The following is a 14,145-nucleotide window of genomic DNA, read 5'->3' on the forward strand; positions in this document are numbered from 1 at the left end:
GTACTGAATCCGGTGCGCCGGACTTTTGACCCCCCCCCATGCTCTGAATTGCGGATGCTCGCGTCGTGGGAGCGGCCGATGTCCGGGCTCGGGGCGCCTGAATCTTTAAACCGCTTCCCCTTTTCCGCGCGCCCGCGCGGAATGCGCGAATCAAAACTCCAGATCGTCCAGCATCCGCCCTAACGCCTGCACGTGCGCCAAGCTGGCCCGCGTCTCGGCCGATCGCGCCCCGTGCTTCCATGCGTTCCGGTTACCCTCCGGCGCTCCGCTTCCTCTGCCACCGTGCATCCGGCACCGCCGCTTTCCATTTACCGCTGGCGAGCGGCACGGCTGGCCCGATCGGGTCCGGGCATGGCAACGCGGCGCCTTCGCCAGCCGCTCCGGTTCCGGTTGCATGGGGTTGTTCGTTCGATCCTGCATTCTTCGGCCCCCCGGCGTTGTGGAAGTGATCGGCCACCACGGCCTGCCCGCCCTCGTTGACGTGAACGTGCTTCACAATCTGTTCGCGCGGCTGGTGCAGCTTCACCAGTGCCTCAAGCGTAGCGCGGCTTCCCGCCTGTGCCTTCAAGGCGATGCGCGCATAGGTTTCGGTCGCGCCAAGATACTCGCCCATGTTGAGCGCCATGCGCCGGGCCATCTCGGCAAAGATGTTGTCCAGTGTCATGGCCTGTGCGGCAAGCATTCGGCTGGCGAACGCAAGATCGCCCTTTGCCGCCTTGTCGGCTGTCCGCCCGATCGCATCGCTGTAATCGCCCAGCCCGGGGGCAAGCTCGCTTCCCCCCAATTGTGCCTTGAACAACTGTGCCGCCGCTTGCCCGTGCCGGAAGTCCGGGGCGAGGATCGCGCGCGCGGTCGCCTGAAACTGTGTGTCGCCTTCGCGCATCGGGCTGCGCAGTGCATCGTTTGCCTTGCCTTTCGGCTTGCTCTTTCCTGTCGTCATGAATCCCTCGTGTTCCATTCGGTCCCTTGCGACACCCGCGACACTTGCGACAAACCAGCCCGGCCTGTCGCAGTGTCGCGAATGTCGCAGCGGATCATTGGCAGATGCGCCACGCCTCCCGGCGAACCTGCCCTTCAATTTCCGTTCCGGGCGGGAGCGGGGCGAGCCAGTGATGTTCCACCAGCATCTGCACCGCCTTCTTTGCTTCCGGACTTTCCCGAAGGCGGTTGGGGCCGCGCCTCAGGACATCGCGCACCGTCAGCCAGGGCTTGCCCCAGGAAGGCGAAAGCATCCACTTGCGCAGCGCCTCTGCCTTGCTCACCGCATCCGAAAGCGTGGCAGCATTTGCCAGCCGCTGCGCCTCGCAGAGATAGAACAGCGCCAGCTTGATCGCGCATTCCATGGCGTCACCGGACACCTGCGCCGCTTCCAGATCGCGCCAGAGGGTCAGCACGCCCGCAATCCGCGCGGCCTGTTCCGCTGCCTTGCTGGCATGACCCCGCACGGGCTCCATTTCGCCGCCCGGCCTTTGCGCCCGCTCCACGTTGTCACTGAACCTGATCAGCAGCGCCTTGGCTTCGGACGACAAGGGAAGGCGCCGGGGGCGAAGTTCGCGCGTTTCCAAGTCCATCGCCATTTCGGTGTTCAGGATAGCGTTCAGCCGATCGGCAAACGCCCGCACCGGGGCATCATCGCGCACCCCGGCATCGTGCAGGCGAAACCCGATGGTGGATTCCGGCTGGCATACAAGGCAGCGGGGCAGAAACCCGGTATCGCCCGCCAGAGGATCGGCCAGAAAGCCGTGCGCCACGACAGGCTGCACCATCAAGTGCAGGCTCAGGCGCCGCCCGTGAAGCGTGAAGGCGCCATCCCCCTGCCGGGTTCGCTTGATCGGGTTGCCCATCCACAAGTCGTTCAGCGCCGCCAAGGTCTTTTGCTTGTTGTCCTGCGACATTGCGAAGCCGCCCAAAAACTGCCCGCCTTCGTCGGAGAACAGCCCAAGGCTCGGCTGGCCCTCCGCAAACAAACGGGTCAGCCCCTCATAGGTCGGTTCCGAAACCAGCCGATCGGGCAGCGGCAGGGGCGCAGGTTCCGGGCCAAGGGCGGCCAGCTCTGCCTTGTCTCCGGCACCGTTTTTCATCTTGCCCAGCAGGGTGTCGTGGCGCTTTTTCCAGATCGCAAGATCAAGCGCCCGTTCCTTGCGGGCTTCCCGGTAAATTGCCGCCTGCTCCCGCTCGAATTCCCTCATCGCGGCCATGAGCGGGGCGTCGCAACTGCTCTTGCGCTCCCCCGAAGCCGCCACGGTCAGGCAATAGAGCGAGAGCGGCGCCCAGCCTCCCAATGTTTCCACGTTGGCGAAGCCCTGCACCGCCAGCGCCGCGACAGAGAGAGCCGATTGCGCGGGGATCGCCACCGGGGCTTGCGTGCGCCGCTGCACCGCCTCCACGGCTGGCCGCAGCGGCCCCAGCACCTCCACCGGATAGGGCAGCCCCGTAGGAATCTCTCGCACCAGCGGTTGCGGGCTGGTTCCTTCACACGGCCCGATTGTTTCGGCCGCGTCCAGCCGGGCGGGATCGATGTTTGCCATCTCCATCACCGCGCCCCCCGCAGTTCATCGTTGAAGTCCTTGAAGCCCGCCAGCGGCCGGAGAATGCGAGACGACAGCCCGCGCGCGGCGAAGGCGTGGGCGGCCTTGCGCGCCTGCGCTGCGCCGGTTAGATCGTTGTCCGCCCCTATGACGATCGATTGCACCTCCGGCGGGAATTCCATTCCCGGCAGCATCGTGGCCCCGGCAGAAACCCAGACCGGGCCGCCAATCATCCGAAGCAGCGACAAGCCATCTTCCGGCCCTTCGCACACGATCACGCGGCCGGAACCGTCCAACTCGCCCAGCCGGATCGCGCCTCCGGCCACTTTGCCCAGCGACAGCTTGGGCTTCGGCACATCGGCTTTCCCGCTCCCGTCGCCTTTGAGGTAAATGCGCTGAATGCCGGTCAAACGGTCCGCCAGGTCTTGCACGCCCGCGATAAGGCAGGGCAGCGGGGCGGAGCGGCCATAAGCAAGCCGCGCAAAGCGGATTGCGGGCGGAAGGGGAGCAGGGATGCCCCGTGCCGCCAGATAGGCTTCAGCGGGGGTTCCAGCCGCCGGAACGGCCTTGGCCCAGATTGCCCGGGCTTCCGCCTCCCGATCGCCCTGAACGGCTGGCGCACGGGATTGCGCCTCAGCCCGGGGCAGATCGCCCGCGCCAAGCAGGCGGGCCGCTTCCACCAGGCCCAACCGGTGCAGGCGAGCGACATAGTCCAGCACGTCACCCGAAGCGCCGCAGCCAAAGCAGTGGAACCGCTCGCCGCCTGCAAAGATGGTGAAGCTGGGGGATCGGTCGGCGTGGAAGGGGCAGCACCCCTTCCACTCGTTTCCGGCACGCTTCAGACGGACTTGCGCGCCCGCCACCCCGGGCAGGGGATGGGCGGTGCGGATCGCGGCAATATCGATCATTGCGCACCCCCGTTGAAGGCAAGTGCCGCCACCATGGCCGCAACTTCGGGCCGGATATGGTGCTCTGCGATCAGGAATTGCGCCTGGTAGCCGCCCAAGATAGGGAGAGACTGCGACCACCGGCCAAGTTGATCGCGCGAAGCCCCGCCTGCCACCGGCGGGGTTTTGCTTGTCTGCATGGTTCAAGCCTCCCCCTCGATCAGCCGCCGCAGGCTGGTCGCCGGGATCAGGGTGCGCTTGCCAATCTTGCGCGCTTCCAGCCGTCCTTCATTGATAAGCGCGTAAAGCCGAGTCCGGCCGATGCTGGAGACGCGGCAGGCATCGGCCACACTGTAGGCGAGCGGTTCGGGATGAACGGGCGCAAGCGCGCGGTTCGGAGTGCTATTCATGAAAATACCTCAGTCGCAGGCGAGCGACGGCAGCGTGGAAAACGTGTCCGTTCGCCACCGTTCGCTTTTTCGTTGTCGGGGAGTGCGAGGTGAGGTTACAAAGGGTCCGCGATGAAGCGCCAACTTAATCGCGCGGAGCCCCGTCCCTCACCGGATGGGGTTTCGTTTTTCTAGGTCACGCGTTGTCTCTCCGTCGGGGTTATCAACATACTGTCCACAGGCATTCAGTTGTGACCAAACGGCGAACGGCGCGCAAGCAGGAATGGCGGAGAATCCCCATTGGTTGGGGAAAAGTCGGGCAAACATCGCCATGCCGCCGCGCGAACGGTCCAAAAAGCGGCGCGGAACGCCGCGAGAACATTCGTGTAAGGTTTCCAAGTAAGACCCGCGAGTTCCTCGACGACTTCGATCGCCCTACCGCGAGTCACACAAAGGCGGGTTCGCCAGCGCTTTGTAGCGACCGCACAGGTATTCCACGCGATCGCCGGTGAAGGGGCGGCGCGGTGCAACCAGTTTCACGGCGGTATTCGGCGCATGATGCGCCTTGCGCAGGTAGACTCACACCGTGTCGGAATCGTGAAGGTTGGCCAGTCGGAGGTCGGATGGGCCCGATTTGGTTCAAACTGCGCTTTCCAGAAGGGCGATTTCGTCCGGCGTCAGGTCGAACAGGGTACAGACGATGCTGTCGATTTCCGCCTCGGCTCGTGCAATCTCGGCCGTGAGGCTGGCAATTTCGGCGCGGTCGCGGGCGATCCAGTCTTCCCATTCCGAACGCTCAGCCAGCGGAATGTCAGCCTTGAACACCTTCTTCACCTCAGCGCGGAAGGCGGCAAAGTCGGGCAGGGTCCACCATTCCTGAAGGCGAGTTGTGAGCTTGGGGTCGCGGCCAGCCGGGCAGAGATCGGGAATCCGGCGTGTCAGGGCTGTTTGGAGCGCCAGCCGGGTCTTGGCGGCGTTATGCGCCGATTTTGATTGGACCGCTAATTCCGCCCTTGCTTCACTCGTCCACGCAGGGATTGGCATTTCGCCCAAGTGGTTCGAGAAGAATCGAACAAATCCACCCCTGATTTGGGCGCTGACGTTCAGGTAAGTAAACCAAAGCAGTTTTGAGTTGAGGTATGCCGCAAGATGGTGTTCGTCGCTGGCGATGAAATATCCCGTGTTCGCCATGAAATTACCTTCAGCGTCCACATGGAACGGGGCGCTATCGCCAATATCTTTATAGGCAATTTTTGGCGCGGAGAAGTGTGGTGCATAAGCTTCCTGCGCCTGTTGTAGTTCGAACCATTCCTGCTTGGTTGCCCGCTTTTCCAGTCTGTCCTTGAACGGCCGCAGCCAATCCCGAATTGCCGGATAGTCATCAATTTTGATCCGGTTCTTCGGAATATAGATGAGCCAAAGCGCGCGCGGCTCGGCCCGCCAACGTTTCAGGTCTTTGCCTTCGAGGAAGGGCTTCAGCAGATCGGCAGAGTTCGGGTCTTCGGCGCAGAGGCGTTCTTTGGTCGCGCTGTCGATCACAAAAGCTGCATTTAGCCCCGTCTTGATACCGTAAAGCGGCAATCCGTAGACCTGCTTCAGAGTACTCCTTCCGTTCCTGATTTTGTCGCGCAATGCGCGCAGGGCGGGATTTTCCAGTTCCCATGATCCGGCCCCAAGGGCAGCTTGCGGATAGGGCCCTGCCGACTTTTCCCAAGTGGTCAGAAAATTGTTTTCTGGCAGGGCGTCCACCTTCCAGAAATGTAGCTCATGCCCCTTGGGCGCGGCCCCGCGTTTCATGATCAGGATGGCTGGATAGGTGGTCACGCCTTCGAAGACCTGAAGATCGCCAAAATCTACCACGCTTTCCATGGTGGCTTCGCGCAGCAGGTATTCGCGCAATGGCTTGCCTGATCCGGTTTTGAAGAAGGTGTTCGAGGAAATGAACCCCAAGCGCCCGCCTGGTTTCAGCAGGCGCAGGCCCCTTTCGAAGAAGTAGCAGTAAAGGTCGGCCCGGTCGGAGACGACTTCATAACGAGCTTCCAGATAGGGCTTCAGCGCCTTCAATAGTTCCATGCGTACATAAGGCGGATTGCCGAGAACCACATCGAATCCGCCTTCGGCAAAGACCCCAGGGAAGGCAGTTTCCCAAGTGAAGGCGTGGTCGAGATAGGCGAAGTTGCTGTCCTCGATCAGGCTGTCGCCTACCCGCAGGCTATCCGCCAGACTGTCCAGCAACTTGCCGCGACGCGCCGTCTTGATCCAGAGGGACAGCTTGGCGATTTCAATGCTCTCGGAGTTCACGTCCACTCCGAACAGGTTGTTCGCCAGAATCTCACTGTCGGGGTCTAGAAGATCCTGAATGTGCTGATCCTTGCCTTGCAACTCGGCAATCTTGTCATTCACGCGGGTCAGCTCGGCCTTCATGAAGTCGAAGGCCATTATTAGGAACACGCCCGATCCGCAGGCTGGATCGACAACGCGCAAGGATTTCAGTCGGCTACGATAGGCTCGCCAAGCTTCCAGTTCAGCCGATTTTCTGCGCCAAGGAATGGTAGCGTAGTCGGACAGATCGGCCCCGGCCTTCGCATGGGCGCGCAGAATATCGCCCCAGGCTTCTTCGAGATGTGCCCCTAACGTTTCGGCCACGATGAAGCGGGCGATGTAGTCAGGGGTATAGACCACTCCATCGCGTTTGCGCCGCCCGGTGGTACCACTTGCCCGTTCTTCTTCGGCTTCTTCGCCCCGCGCCTGTGCCTGAAGGCGTTCAACGTCAGCAATGGATTGTTCGAAGACATGGCCCAAAACAGTGACAGACACTTCGGACGCAAAATCGTACTCGCCCAAGGTCTTGAAGCCCTCGCAGACGGAATCGGGCAGAGGGAGATTGTCGATCGTATCGTCTTGCCGGAACAGGCCACCATTGTAGCGGGGAATTTTTAGCGCTTCGCTGCCGTTGTCGATGGCGTTGAACAGGCCTCGAAAATTGTCCCAGACCGGGCGAGGATTGTAGGGGTCACGAGTGGTGAAGGCTTGCGACAGGGTGTTGTCGGGCAGCAGGCCGGTATCTTCGGCAAAGGCGATGAACAGCACCCGGTCGAGGATCTTTTGCGCAACGGCGATTGCGTCCAGGGGGGCGATATTAGCGTCAGCCTCTTGCACAGCTCTGATCAGCTTGAGGCGTAGCGCCTTGTAATCCTGATACAGGCTGTCCGTGATGTCTTTATCTTCGGCGCGGCTCTGTTTCAGTAGTTCGAGTGTGCGACCTGATAACAGGTTTTCGGCTGACAGCAGCAGCATGAACCGGGCATATTCGTTGGGATCGGTTAGATGGTCGAGCCGGAATGTTTCGTAGGCTGTAGTGCCTTCACCAAAACCGTAGAGACGTAGCTCGATCATGTTCGAGACAAGCACCCATTTCACACCCGGCGCATTCATGGCGTATTCCCACGCCTGTTGAACCGGGGACTTGTTCCGCCCCGGCATGATCGCATCCAGATCGCGGGTATCGGCGCCCTTCAGTTCGAATGGGGCCAGAATTGCCGGTTCCTTGCTGCCGAACCGGCCGAGGGCAAGATCGACGCTGCCCCGCAAAATGCCCTGCTCCGTGGCTAGGGTGTAATCTTCACCGCCCGCTGGCCCATGGTAGCCAAGAACACCTGCGATGAGTTTTGAGGCGATTTCGCCGTGAAGAGCGGTTTCCTTCAGTCCATAAATACGCCCGGAGCGGATCATATCCGCCCAGGCATCAAGGGCGGCCAGGTGATCGGCGGGAATAGGGGCGAGCTTGATGTGCCGCTTCAGCGTCTTGCGGTTGAAAAGATTCATAGGAGCGTTGTCTAACTTACGTCCGCCCAGAGGGCCACGACGCAATGACAAGCTCAGCCCGCTTCACGTCCGGGGAAGGGCACAACGTCCGCACCGCTGCGCAGGGTGCCCAGATGATCGCTCCACCATTGGGCCATTGCCACGCGTTCTTTCCAGTGCGCCCCCCGGTGATAGGCAGCGCGGACCTTGTCGCTATCGCCGTGGGCCAGCGCCCGCTCGATCGCGTCAGGATGCCACTTGCCGCTTTCATTGAGCAGGGTTGAAGCCATGGCCCGGAAGCCGTGTGCGGTCATTTCATCGCTAGTGTAGCCCAGCCGCCGCAGTCCGGCGTTGATGGTGTTTTCACTCATCGAGCGGGAGCGGCTGCGGATCGAAGGGAATACATACCCGGCTGGTCCGGTAATGGCTCGCACTTCGCGAAACAGCTCGATCGTCTGGCGCGAAAGCGGGACGTGATGCGGCTTGCGCATCTTCATCTTGCCCGCCGGGATGATCCAGAGGGCGCCGTCCAGATCGAATTCGCTCCATTCGGCATGGCGCAGTTCGCCAGGCCGGACGAACACATGGGGCGCAATCTGCAAGGCGAGCTTGGTGATCCCGCTGCCCTCATAGCCATCGATGGCCCGCAGCAGTTCACCTGCTTTTTTCGCGTCGGTGATTGCGCCGTAATGGGTAACGGTCGGCGCGGTCAGCGCGCCCCGCAGATCGCGGGTAGGGTCCGACACCAGCCTTGCCGTCGCCACGGCATAGCGGAACACCGCGCCCGCCAGTTGCAGGCTGCGCCGGGCACTCTCCAGCTTCCCCTTCCCTTCAATCCGGCGAATGGCGGTCAGCACGTCCGCCGGTTCAATCTCGCCAATGGGCAATTTGCCGATAGACCCGCAAACTAGGGACAGCAGGTATTCGCTCCGGGTGGCGGTCGCGGATGCCCAGCCCTTCACCCCATCGCGTCGCCGCTTTTCGCAGTATTCGTCACAAATCGCCTTGAACGTGTCCGCTGCCTGTATGCGGGCGCGCACCTTCTCGCGTTGCTTCTCTCTCGAAGGGTCTTTGCCAAGGGCAATCAGTTCGCGCGCTTCCTCCCGGCGCCTGCGGGCTTCCCCCAGCCCTATTTCGGGATAGGCGCCGATCGCCAGCAGCTTCTCGCGCCCATCGATCCGATACTTGAGCCGCCAGAGTTTGCCTCCGGCTGGCGTCACCAGCAGGAACATCCCGCCCCCGTCCGCCAGCTTGATCGCTTTCGCGCCGGGCTTGGCATTGCGGATTGCAACGTCTGTCAGGGCCATAGGATTCGCCAGCCTCTCCGGGGACTACCCCCGATATACCCCCAAGGGTGGGGGTATCAAGTTGGCCGTTTTGCACATACCCCCCAATCATACCCCCAGCGGCTGGCGGCTGAATGCGAACGCGGGTGAACGCTTGCGGCCTGATAACCGCTGAATACTGTGGATTTCGGGGGTCTGTCTAGACGAAGGCGAACATCGGCGGACAGGAAAGTGGAGCGGGTGAAGGGAATCGAACCCTCGTCGTAAGCTTGGGAAGCTTCTGCTCTACCATTGAGCTACACCCGCAACCGGCTGATCCGTGCGAGAAATATCGCCGGAAGGAGCTGATGCTTCGTCCACGCGGATCCGGTCCGCAGCAGACGCCGGGCGATTGCCACAAGAGGCCGGGTGCGGTCAATACAGATGAGACCGGTGCCCGCGCAACGGAAACGGAGATGTCCGGATTCGCCCCTTGGCTCGGCTTCGGCAGGAAACCACTCGCCCCGCTTTGCATTCGGTATTCATGCAGGCCATTTCCTTTTCGCCCGAGTACCTTGGTTGGTTGGATGTCGGGGGGAGGATGACCGCTGCGGCCGTGCTGTCGCTGCTGCTTGGAATCGAACGTTTCGTGCGGAAGAAACCGATCGATTTCCGCCCGTTTGTCATAATCTCGCTTTCGGCCTGCGCCCTTATTTTCAGCTCGCTGGAGTTGCCGCACCGGACCGCCGACTCCCAACTTCAGATCGACCCCACCCGCGTATTCGCCGGCGTAATTACCGGGATCGGTTTTCTGGGAGCCGGCACTCTGTTCCGGGAGGGCAACTTCGTAAAAGGAGCCGGCTCGGCCGCATCGATCTGGGCAGCGGGGGCCATCGGGATCGTGTGCGGTGCCGGGCAAATCTGGTTGGCGGGCCTGATCGCGGTTCCGATCCTGCTGCTTCTCCTGATCAGCGGCCCATTCGTCAGCCGCTACAACCCCGGCACGGATGACCAGGGAGACGATGACCGGGGAGACGAGGAAACCGCTCCGGACCGGGATTAGGACTGACGGCAGACCAAGCAGGTCTGCCGGCGATGAAGGTCCCAGACACCCTCTCCCGCTTCCGGTCCCGTTCTTGCCGGGTACCGAAATCGGTGCGCTATCTGCCTTCGACGCGGGCTCGCTGAATATCGACCGTCTTGGGTGTTTCGGCGAACAGCTTGGTGAACGGATCGTCCAGATCGAGCGTGTGCGGCTCGGTCCCTTCACGCACGGTGGTGCGCCGCATGTCGCGCTTTTCCCGCTCGTAATCGAAGTCCCCGCCCCGGTGCATCGAGCACAAGTTGTCCCAGATCACCAGGTCGCCTTCATTCCACTTCACGCTGAAGGTATACTGCGGCTGGGTGCAATGCTCGACCAGTTGACGGATCAGCGCGCGGCCCTCCTCCTTCGGCATTCCTTCGATGTCCATCGTGTGGGCGGCGATGAACAGCGTCTTGCGTCCAGAACCGCGGTGGACATGAACCAGGGGGTGCCGGGCCTTGAAACGGGCGTCGATCTCTTCCTCCGCGATATCCGCGCCCGCCATCTTGCGCGACCACCAAAGCGAGTTCACCCCGATCTTGTCCTCGAGGAAGTCCTTCGTTTCCTGCGGCAGGTCTTCGTAGGCGGAGCGGGTATCCGCAAACCAGGTTTCCCCGCCTTCCTTCGGCACTTGGTGCGCCAGCAGCAGGGAATAGGACGTGCGCTTTTCCATGAAGGCGCTGTCGGTGTGCCACAGCCGGTCCCCCTTGCGGTACTGGATCGCCGCCACGTCTGTCGTGATCTCTCCATCCACGGTCAGGTTGGAAGCATCGAACAGTTCGCGCAAAGGCAGGCGCATCCGTGCGCCTTCGCGCACCGGCACCCGCTCCAGATAGCCGAAGTTGCGACTGAAGGCGACGTGCTGCTCATCCGTAAGGCCCGTGTCGCGGTAGATGCAGACGCCATAGGTATCCATTGCATCCGTCACCTGCCGGATCTCGTCAGCGGAAAGCGGCTTCGTCAGGTCCAGCCCGGAACACTCCGCGCCAAAGCGCGGCAGGATCGGTTTGGCGTTCAGCGGCATCGTCAAAACTCCCAAAACTTTATTAGCATGCTATGCTTATCGCGCAGTTATCGCATAATTTGAAGATTCGGACCAGAGCCTGTTCCACGCGGCTGTTTCGGATATACTCCCCTGATGGTAAGAACTATCAAGCCCACGCTCGCACTGGCCGGAGCCGCGCTGCTGACCGGCTGCGCCACGGCAACCTCCCTCCCGGCGTCATCCGAAGACCCGCCGATTCGCCGGGCGCCGGATACCTGCAAGGCGGAGCCCGGCCAGCGCTTCATCGGGCAAAAGGCAAGCCCGCAGACTGGGGCGGCGCTGCTGGCTGCAACGGGATCGCGCGAACTGCGCTGGCTTCCGCCCGAAACGATGGTCACGGCCGAATACAAGCACGGCCGCCTGACGGTTGCCTATGACCGGGACTACACCATCACGCGAGTCAACTGTGGCTGAGCGCCGCTGCATCCCGCCGCTGTCCCCATTCGAGGAAGAGATCGGCTTCACCCGCGCCTTGCGCACCGGCAACCGGATCGTCGTGTCCGGCACGGTCGGGGTGGAGGAAGACGGCAGCGTCGCGCCCGATGCCGGAACGCAGGCGGATCGCTGCTTTACGCTGATCGCCCGCTATATCGAGGAACTCGGCGGCCGGACCGACGATGTCGTGCGCGTGCGGATGTTCGTTACCGACATCCAGGATGCCGATGCCGTAAGCGCAGCGTTTTCCCGCCACCTGAAGCACGCTCGCCCTACCGGCACCCTGGTGGCGATTGCCGCGCTCTACGATTCGCGCTGGAAAGTGGAGATAGAGGCAGAGGCAGAGGCAGAGGCTGTGGTGGAAGAAACGCCGTAGCGGCCAAGGTCGCGCCGCTATGGAAGTTCAACCGGTTTCATGAGATACCGTTTACGCAGACCGCGGGCCGATGACCGTCGCGGATGCGGGGAGACGTGATTGCATGACCGGACAATTCGGGCTGACCGAGGACCAACTCGCCATTCAGGAGATGGCGCAGCGCTTTACCGCAGAAAACATCACTCCCCATGCGGGTGAGTGGGACGATAAGCACATCTTCCCGCGCGACACGATCCGGCAGGCGGCCGAGCTTGGCTTCGGCGCGATCTACGTCAGCGAGGATTCGGGGGGGATCGGGCTTGGCCGGCTGGACGCGGCGTTGATCATGGAGGCGATGGCGTACGGTTGCCCGTCGACCAGCGCCTTTATCTCGATCCACAACATGGGCGCGTGGATGATCGACCGGTTCGGCTCACAGGCGGTCAAGGACAAGTACCTGCCCTCGCTGGTGGGGATGGAGCGGATGGCGAGCTACTGCCTGACGGAGCCGTCTTCCGGCTCCGATGCGGCGGCGCTGAAGACCCGCGCGATCCGCGACGGGGATCACTACGTCGTCACGGGGACCAAACAGTTCATCTCCGGCGCGGGAGAGAACGACATCTACGTGACAATGGTCCGCACCGGGGAGGAAGGGCCAAAAGGCATTTCCTGCCTGGTGATCGAAAAGGAGATGGAAGGCGTCAGCTTCGGCGCGCAGGAGCGCAAGCTTGGCTGGCATTCCCAGCCGACCGCCGCGCTCAACCTCGATGCCGTGCGCGTCCCGGCAGAGAACCTCGTCGGCAGCGAAGGCGAAGGGTTTCGCATCGCGATGAAGGGCCTCGACGGCGGACGGCTGAACATCGGCGCCTGCTCCCTTGGCGGAGCGCAGCGCTGTCTGGACGAGGCGATCCGCTACACCAGGGAGCGGCAGCAGTTCGGCCGACCGATTGCCGATTTCCAGAACACGCAGTTCACCCTGGCCGACATGGCGACCGAGCTGGAAGCCGCACGCGCGCTGCTCTATCTCGCCGCCGTCAAGGTGACGGACGATGCCCCGGACAAGACCCGCTTTGCCGCGATGGCGAAGCGTTTCGCCACCGACGCAGGCAGCGCGATCGTCGATCGGGCGCTGCAACTGCACGGCGGCTACGGCTACCTGCAGGACTATCCGATCGAACGCTTCTGGCGCGATCTCCGGGTACATTCGATCCTGGAAGGGACCAACCAGATCATGCGGCTGATTATCGGCAGGGACCTGTTGAAATGACCGAAGAAGTCCACATCCACACCCACGGCGCGGTTGGGCACCTCTCGCTCAACCGCCCGCGTGCCCTTCACGCGCTGACCCAGCCGATGTGCGAGGCGATGAGCGAGGCACTGCTCGGCTGGCGGGATAATTCGGCGGTCAAGGCAGTGATGATCGACCATGCGGAAGGCCGGGGCTTCTGCGCCGGGGGCGACGTCGCGCTGGTCCGGCGTTCCGCGCTGGAGGACGGCGGGCAAGCAGGCCGGGCGTTCTTCTTTGCCGAATACCGGCTCAACCACTTGCTGTTCACGTATCCCAAGCCGACCGTGGCCTTCATGGACGGGGTAACGATGGGCGGCGGGGTCGGCATTGCCCAGCCGGCCCGGTTTCGGATCGCGACCGAGAACACGCTGTTCGCCATGCCGGAAGGGGCGATCGGCTTGTTCCCGGATGTCGGCGCCGGGTGGTATCTCTCACGCTTACCCGGACGCATCGGGCCGTTTCTCGCGCTCACGGCCGCGCGGCTTGACGGAGCAGAGTGCCTCTGGGCAGGTCTTGCGACCCACTATCTACCCAGCGAGAATTTGGCCGAAGCCAAGGCGCGGATCGTTGCCGAGCCGGATCGCATCGAGGCAATCCTCGGCGATCTTTCCACCAGCCCGCCGGCAGCCCGGCTGGCCGGCAACGCCGAACGGATCGACCGCCTGTTCGCCTCCGACCGGCTGGAGGATATCATCGCCGCGCTCAAGAACGATCCGTCCGAATGGGCCGCGAAGGAGCTGAAGGCCGTCACGGCGAAAAGCCCGCTCACTGCGAAAGTCGCCTTGCGCCAGATCGCCGAAGGGGCTGCGCGCCGCGATTTCGCCGAGGAAATGGAACTCGAGTACCGACTTGCCGCCCGCATGATCCTGCAGCCGGACTTTGCCGAAGGCGTTCGCGCCGTGCTGATCGACAAGGACAATTCGCCCCGGTGGGCCGCTTCCACGCCTGAGGAAGTCGACGACGAACTGGTCAGATCCATGTTCACTCCACTGCCCGCAGGCGAAGAATGGAGCCCGTTTCCGGCACCAGCTTAGCCCCCGACAAGAAATTCTGACTGCGCGCAGG

13 protein-coding genes, 1 tRNA gene and 1 pseudogene are annotated in these 14,145 nt (G+C 62.6%); 5 read left to right on the forward strand and 10 right to left on the reverse strand.

Translation table 11 applies throughout. The features are described 5' to 3' along the window. Positions 1–150: 150 nt before the first annotated feature. The 9 genes and pseudogenes from ELY13_RS15665 to ELY13_RS09975 form a co-directional block, all read right to left on the reverse strand. Positions 151–306, reverse strand: a pseudogene (locus ELY13_RS15665) (hypothetical protein); the annotation flags it as partial. Further along, entirely contained in the window at positions 251–940 is a 690-nt protein-coding gene (locus ELY13_RS09940) for a hypothetical protein (RefSeq protein WP_241233630.1), read from the reverse strand. The pseudogene ELY13_RS15665 and the gene ELY13_RS09940, both read right to left, overlap by 56 nt. A 94-nt stretch (positions 941–1,034) precedes the next feature. Continuing rightward, the gene (locus ELY13_RS09945; RefSeq protein WP_164549765.1) at positions 1,035–2,528 is read right to left on the reverse strand and encodes a YfjI family protein; all 1,494 of its coding nucleotides are present in this window, start codon (positions 2,526–2,528) and stop codon (positions 1,035–1,037) included. Between the two features lie 5 nt (positions 2,529–2,533). After that, complete coding sequence (locus ELY13_RS09950; protein ID WP_126173763.1) at positions 2,534–3,436, reverse strand: DUF7146 domain-containing protein; 903 nt, start codon at positions 3,434–3,436, stop codon at positions 2,534–2,536. Further along, a complete protein-coding gene (locus ELY13_RS09955) occupies positions 3,433–3,615 on the reverse strand; it encodes a hypothetical protein (RefSeq protein WP_126173764.1) in 183 nt (60 codons plus the stop codon). The genes ELY13_RS09950 and ELY13_RS09955 overlap by 4 nt, the downstream gene beginning before the upstream one ends. A 3-nt stretch (positions 3,616–3,618) precedes the next feature. Continuing rightward, positions 3,619–3,825, reverse strand: a complete 207-nt coding sequence (locus ELY13_RS09960) for a helix-turn-helix domain-containing protein (RefSeq protein WP_126173765.1) — start codon at positions 3,823–3,825, stop codon at positions 3,619–3,621. Positions 3,826–4,443: 618 nt separating this feature from the next. Next, entirely contained in the window at positions 4,444–7,629 is a 3,186-nt protein-coding gene (locus ELY13_RS09965) for an Eco57I restriction-modification methylase domain-containing protein (protein ID WP_126173766.1), read from the reverse strand. A 53-nt stretch (positions 7,630–7,682) separates the two neighbouring features. Then, positions 7,683–8,915 carry a tyrosine-type recombinase/integrase gene (locus ELY13_RS09970; protein ID WP_126173767.1) on the reverse strand — a complete coding sequence of 411 codons (1,233 nt, stop codon included), beginning with the start codon at positions 8,913–8,915 and terminating at the stop codon, positions 7,683–7,685. Positions 8,916–9,126: 211 nt separating this feature from the next. After that, positions 9,127–9,200 (reverse strand) — tRNA-Gly (locus tag ELY13_RS09975). A 274-nt stretch (positions 9,201–9,474) separates the two neighbouring features. Between ELY13_RS09975 and ELY13_RS09980 the strand changes: the two genes are divergently transcribed. Continuing rightward, the gene (locus ELY13_RS09980; protein WP_241233631.1) at positions 9,475–9,936 is read left to right on the forward strand and encodes an MgtC/SapB family protein; all 462 of its coding nucleotides are present in this window, start codon (positions 9,475–9,477) and stop codon (positions 9,934–9,936) included. Positions 9,937–10,033: 97 nt separating this feature from the next. On the opposite strand, the gene ELY13_RS09985 is transcribed toward ELY13_RS09980, so the two are convergent. Further along, a complete protein-coding gene (locus tag ELY13_RS09985; RefSeq protein WP_126173769.1) occupies positions 10,034–10,981 on the reverse strand; it encodes a TauD/TfdA dioxygenase family protein in 948 nt (315 codons plus the stop codon). A gap of 114 nt (positions 10,982–11,095) precedes the next feature. Between ELY13_RS09985 and ELY13_RS09990 the strand changes: the two genes are divergently transcribed. The 4 genes from ELY13_RS09990 (at position 11,096) to ELY13_RS10005 (ending at position 14,114) form a co-directional block, all read left to right on the forward strand. After that, positions 11,096–11,416, forward strand: coding sequence for an I78 family peptidase inhibitor (locus tag ELY13_RS09990; RefSeq protein WP_241233632.1), 321 nt, complete (start codon positions 11,096–11,098; stop codon positions 11,414–11,416). After that, a complete protein-coding gene (locus tag ELY13_RS09995) occupies positions 11,409–11,813 on the forward strand; it encodes a Rid family hydrolase (RefSeq protein ID WP_241233633.1) in 405 nt (134 codons plus the stop codon). Before ELY13_RS09990 ends, ELY13_RS09995 begins: the two co-directional genes overlap by 8 nt. Positions 11,814–11,916: 103 nt before the next feature. Continuing rightward, positions 11,917–13,059, forward strand: coding sequence for an acyl-CoA dehydrogenase family protein (locus ELY13_RS10000; protein WP_126173771.1), 1,143 nt, complete (start codon positions 11,917–11,919; stop codon positions 13,057–13,059). After that, positions 13,056–14,114: an enoyl-CoA hydratase/isomerase family protein gene (locus ELY13_RS10005; RefSeq protein ID WP_126173772.1), complete on the forward strand. Its 1,059-nt coding sequence runs from the start codon at positions 13,056–13,058 to the stop codon at positions 14,112–14,114. The genes ELY13_RS10000 and ELY13_RS10005 overlap by 4 nt, the downstream gene beginning before the upstream one ends. Positions 14,115–14,145: the final 31 nt, after the last annotated feature.

The sequence above is a fragment of the Altericroceibacterium xinjiangense genome (assembly GCF_003958635.1).
Lineage (GTDB): Bacteria > Pseudomonadota > Alphaproteobacteria > Sphingomonadales > Sphingomonadaceae > Altericroceibacterium_A > Altericroceibacterium_A xinjiangense.

Bases quoted from the DNA above. Each gene is read 5' to 3' on its own strand.
- ELY13_RS09980 (WP_241233631.1), top strand. From the start codon at position 9,475: ATGACCGCTGCGGCCGTGCTGTCGCTGCTGCTTGGAATCGAACGTTTC.
- ELY13_RS09990 (WP_241233632.1), top strand. From the start codon at position 11,096: ATGGTAAGAACTATCAAGCCCACGCTCGCACTGGCCGGAGCCGCGCTG.
- ELY13_RS09965 (WP_126173766.1), bottom strand. From the start codon at position 7,629: ATGAATCTTTTCAACCGCAAGACGCTGAAGCGGCACATCAAGCTCGCC.
- ELY13_RS09955 (WP_126173764.1), bottom strand. From the start codon at position 3,615: ATGCAGACAAGCAAAACCCCGCCGGTGGCAGGCGGGGCTTCGCGCGAT.
- ELY13_RS09940 (WP_241233630.1), bottom strand. From the start codon at position 940: ATGACGACAGGAAAGAGCAAGCCGAAAGGCAAGGCAAACGATGCACTG.
- ELY13_RS09985 (WP_126173769.1), bottom strand. From the start codon at position 10,981: ATGCCGCTGAACGCCAAACCGATCCTGCCGCGCTTTGGCGCGGAGTGT.
- ELY13_RS09970 (WP_126173767.1), bottom strand. From the start codon at position 8,915: ATGGCCCTGACAGACGTTGCAATCCGCAATGCCAAGCCCGGCGCGAAA.
- ELY13_RS09945 (WP_164549765.1), bottom strand. From the start codon at position 2,528: ATGGCAAACATCGATCCCGCCCGGCTGGACGCGGCCGAAACAATCGGG.
- ELY13_RS09960 (WP_126173765.1), bottom strand. From the start codon at position 3,825: ATGAATAGCACTCCGAACCGCGCGCTTGCGCCCGTTCATCCCGAACCG.
- ELY13_RS10005 (WP_126173772.1), top strand. From the start codon at position 13,056: ATGACCGAAGAAGTCCACATCCACACCCACGGCGCGGTTGGGCACCTC.
- ELY13_RS10000 (WP_126173771.1), top strand. From the start codon at position 11,917: ATGACCGGACAATTCGGGCTGACCGAGGACCAACTCGCCATTCAGGAG.
- ELY13_RS09950 (WP_126173763.1), bottom strand. From the start codon at position 3,436: ATGATCGATATTGCCGCGATCCGCACCGCCCATCCCCTGCCCGGGGTG.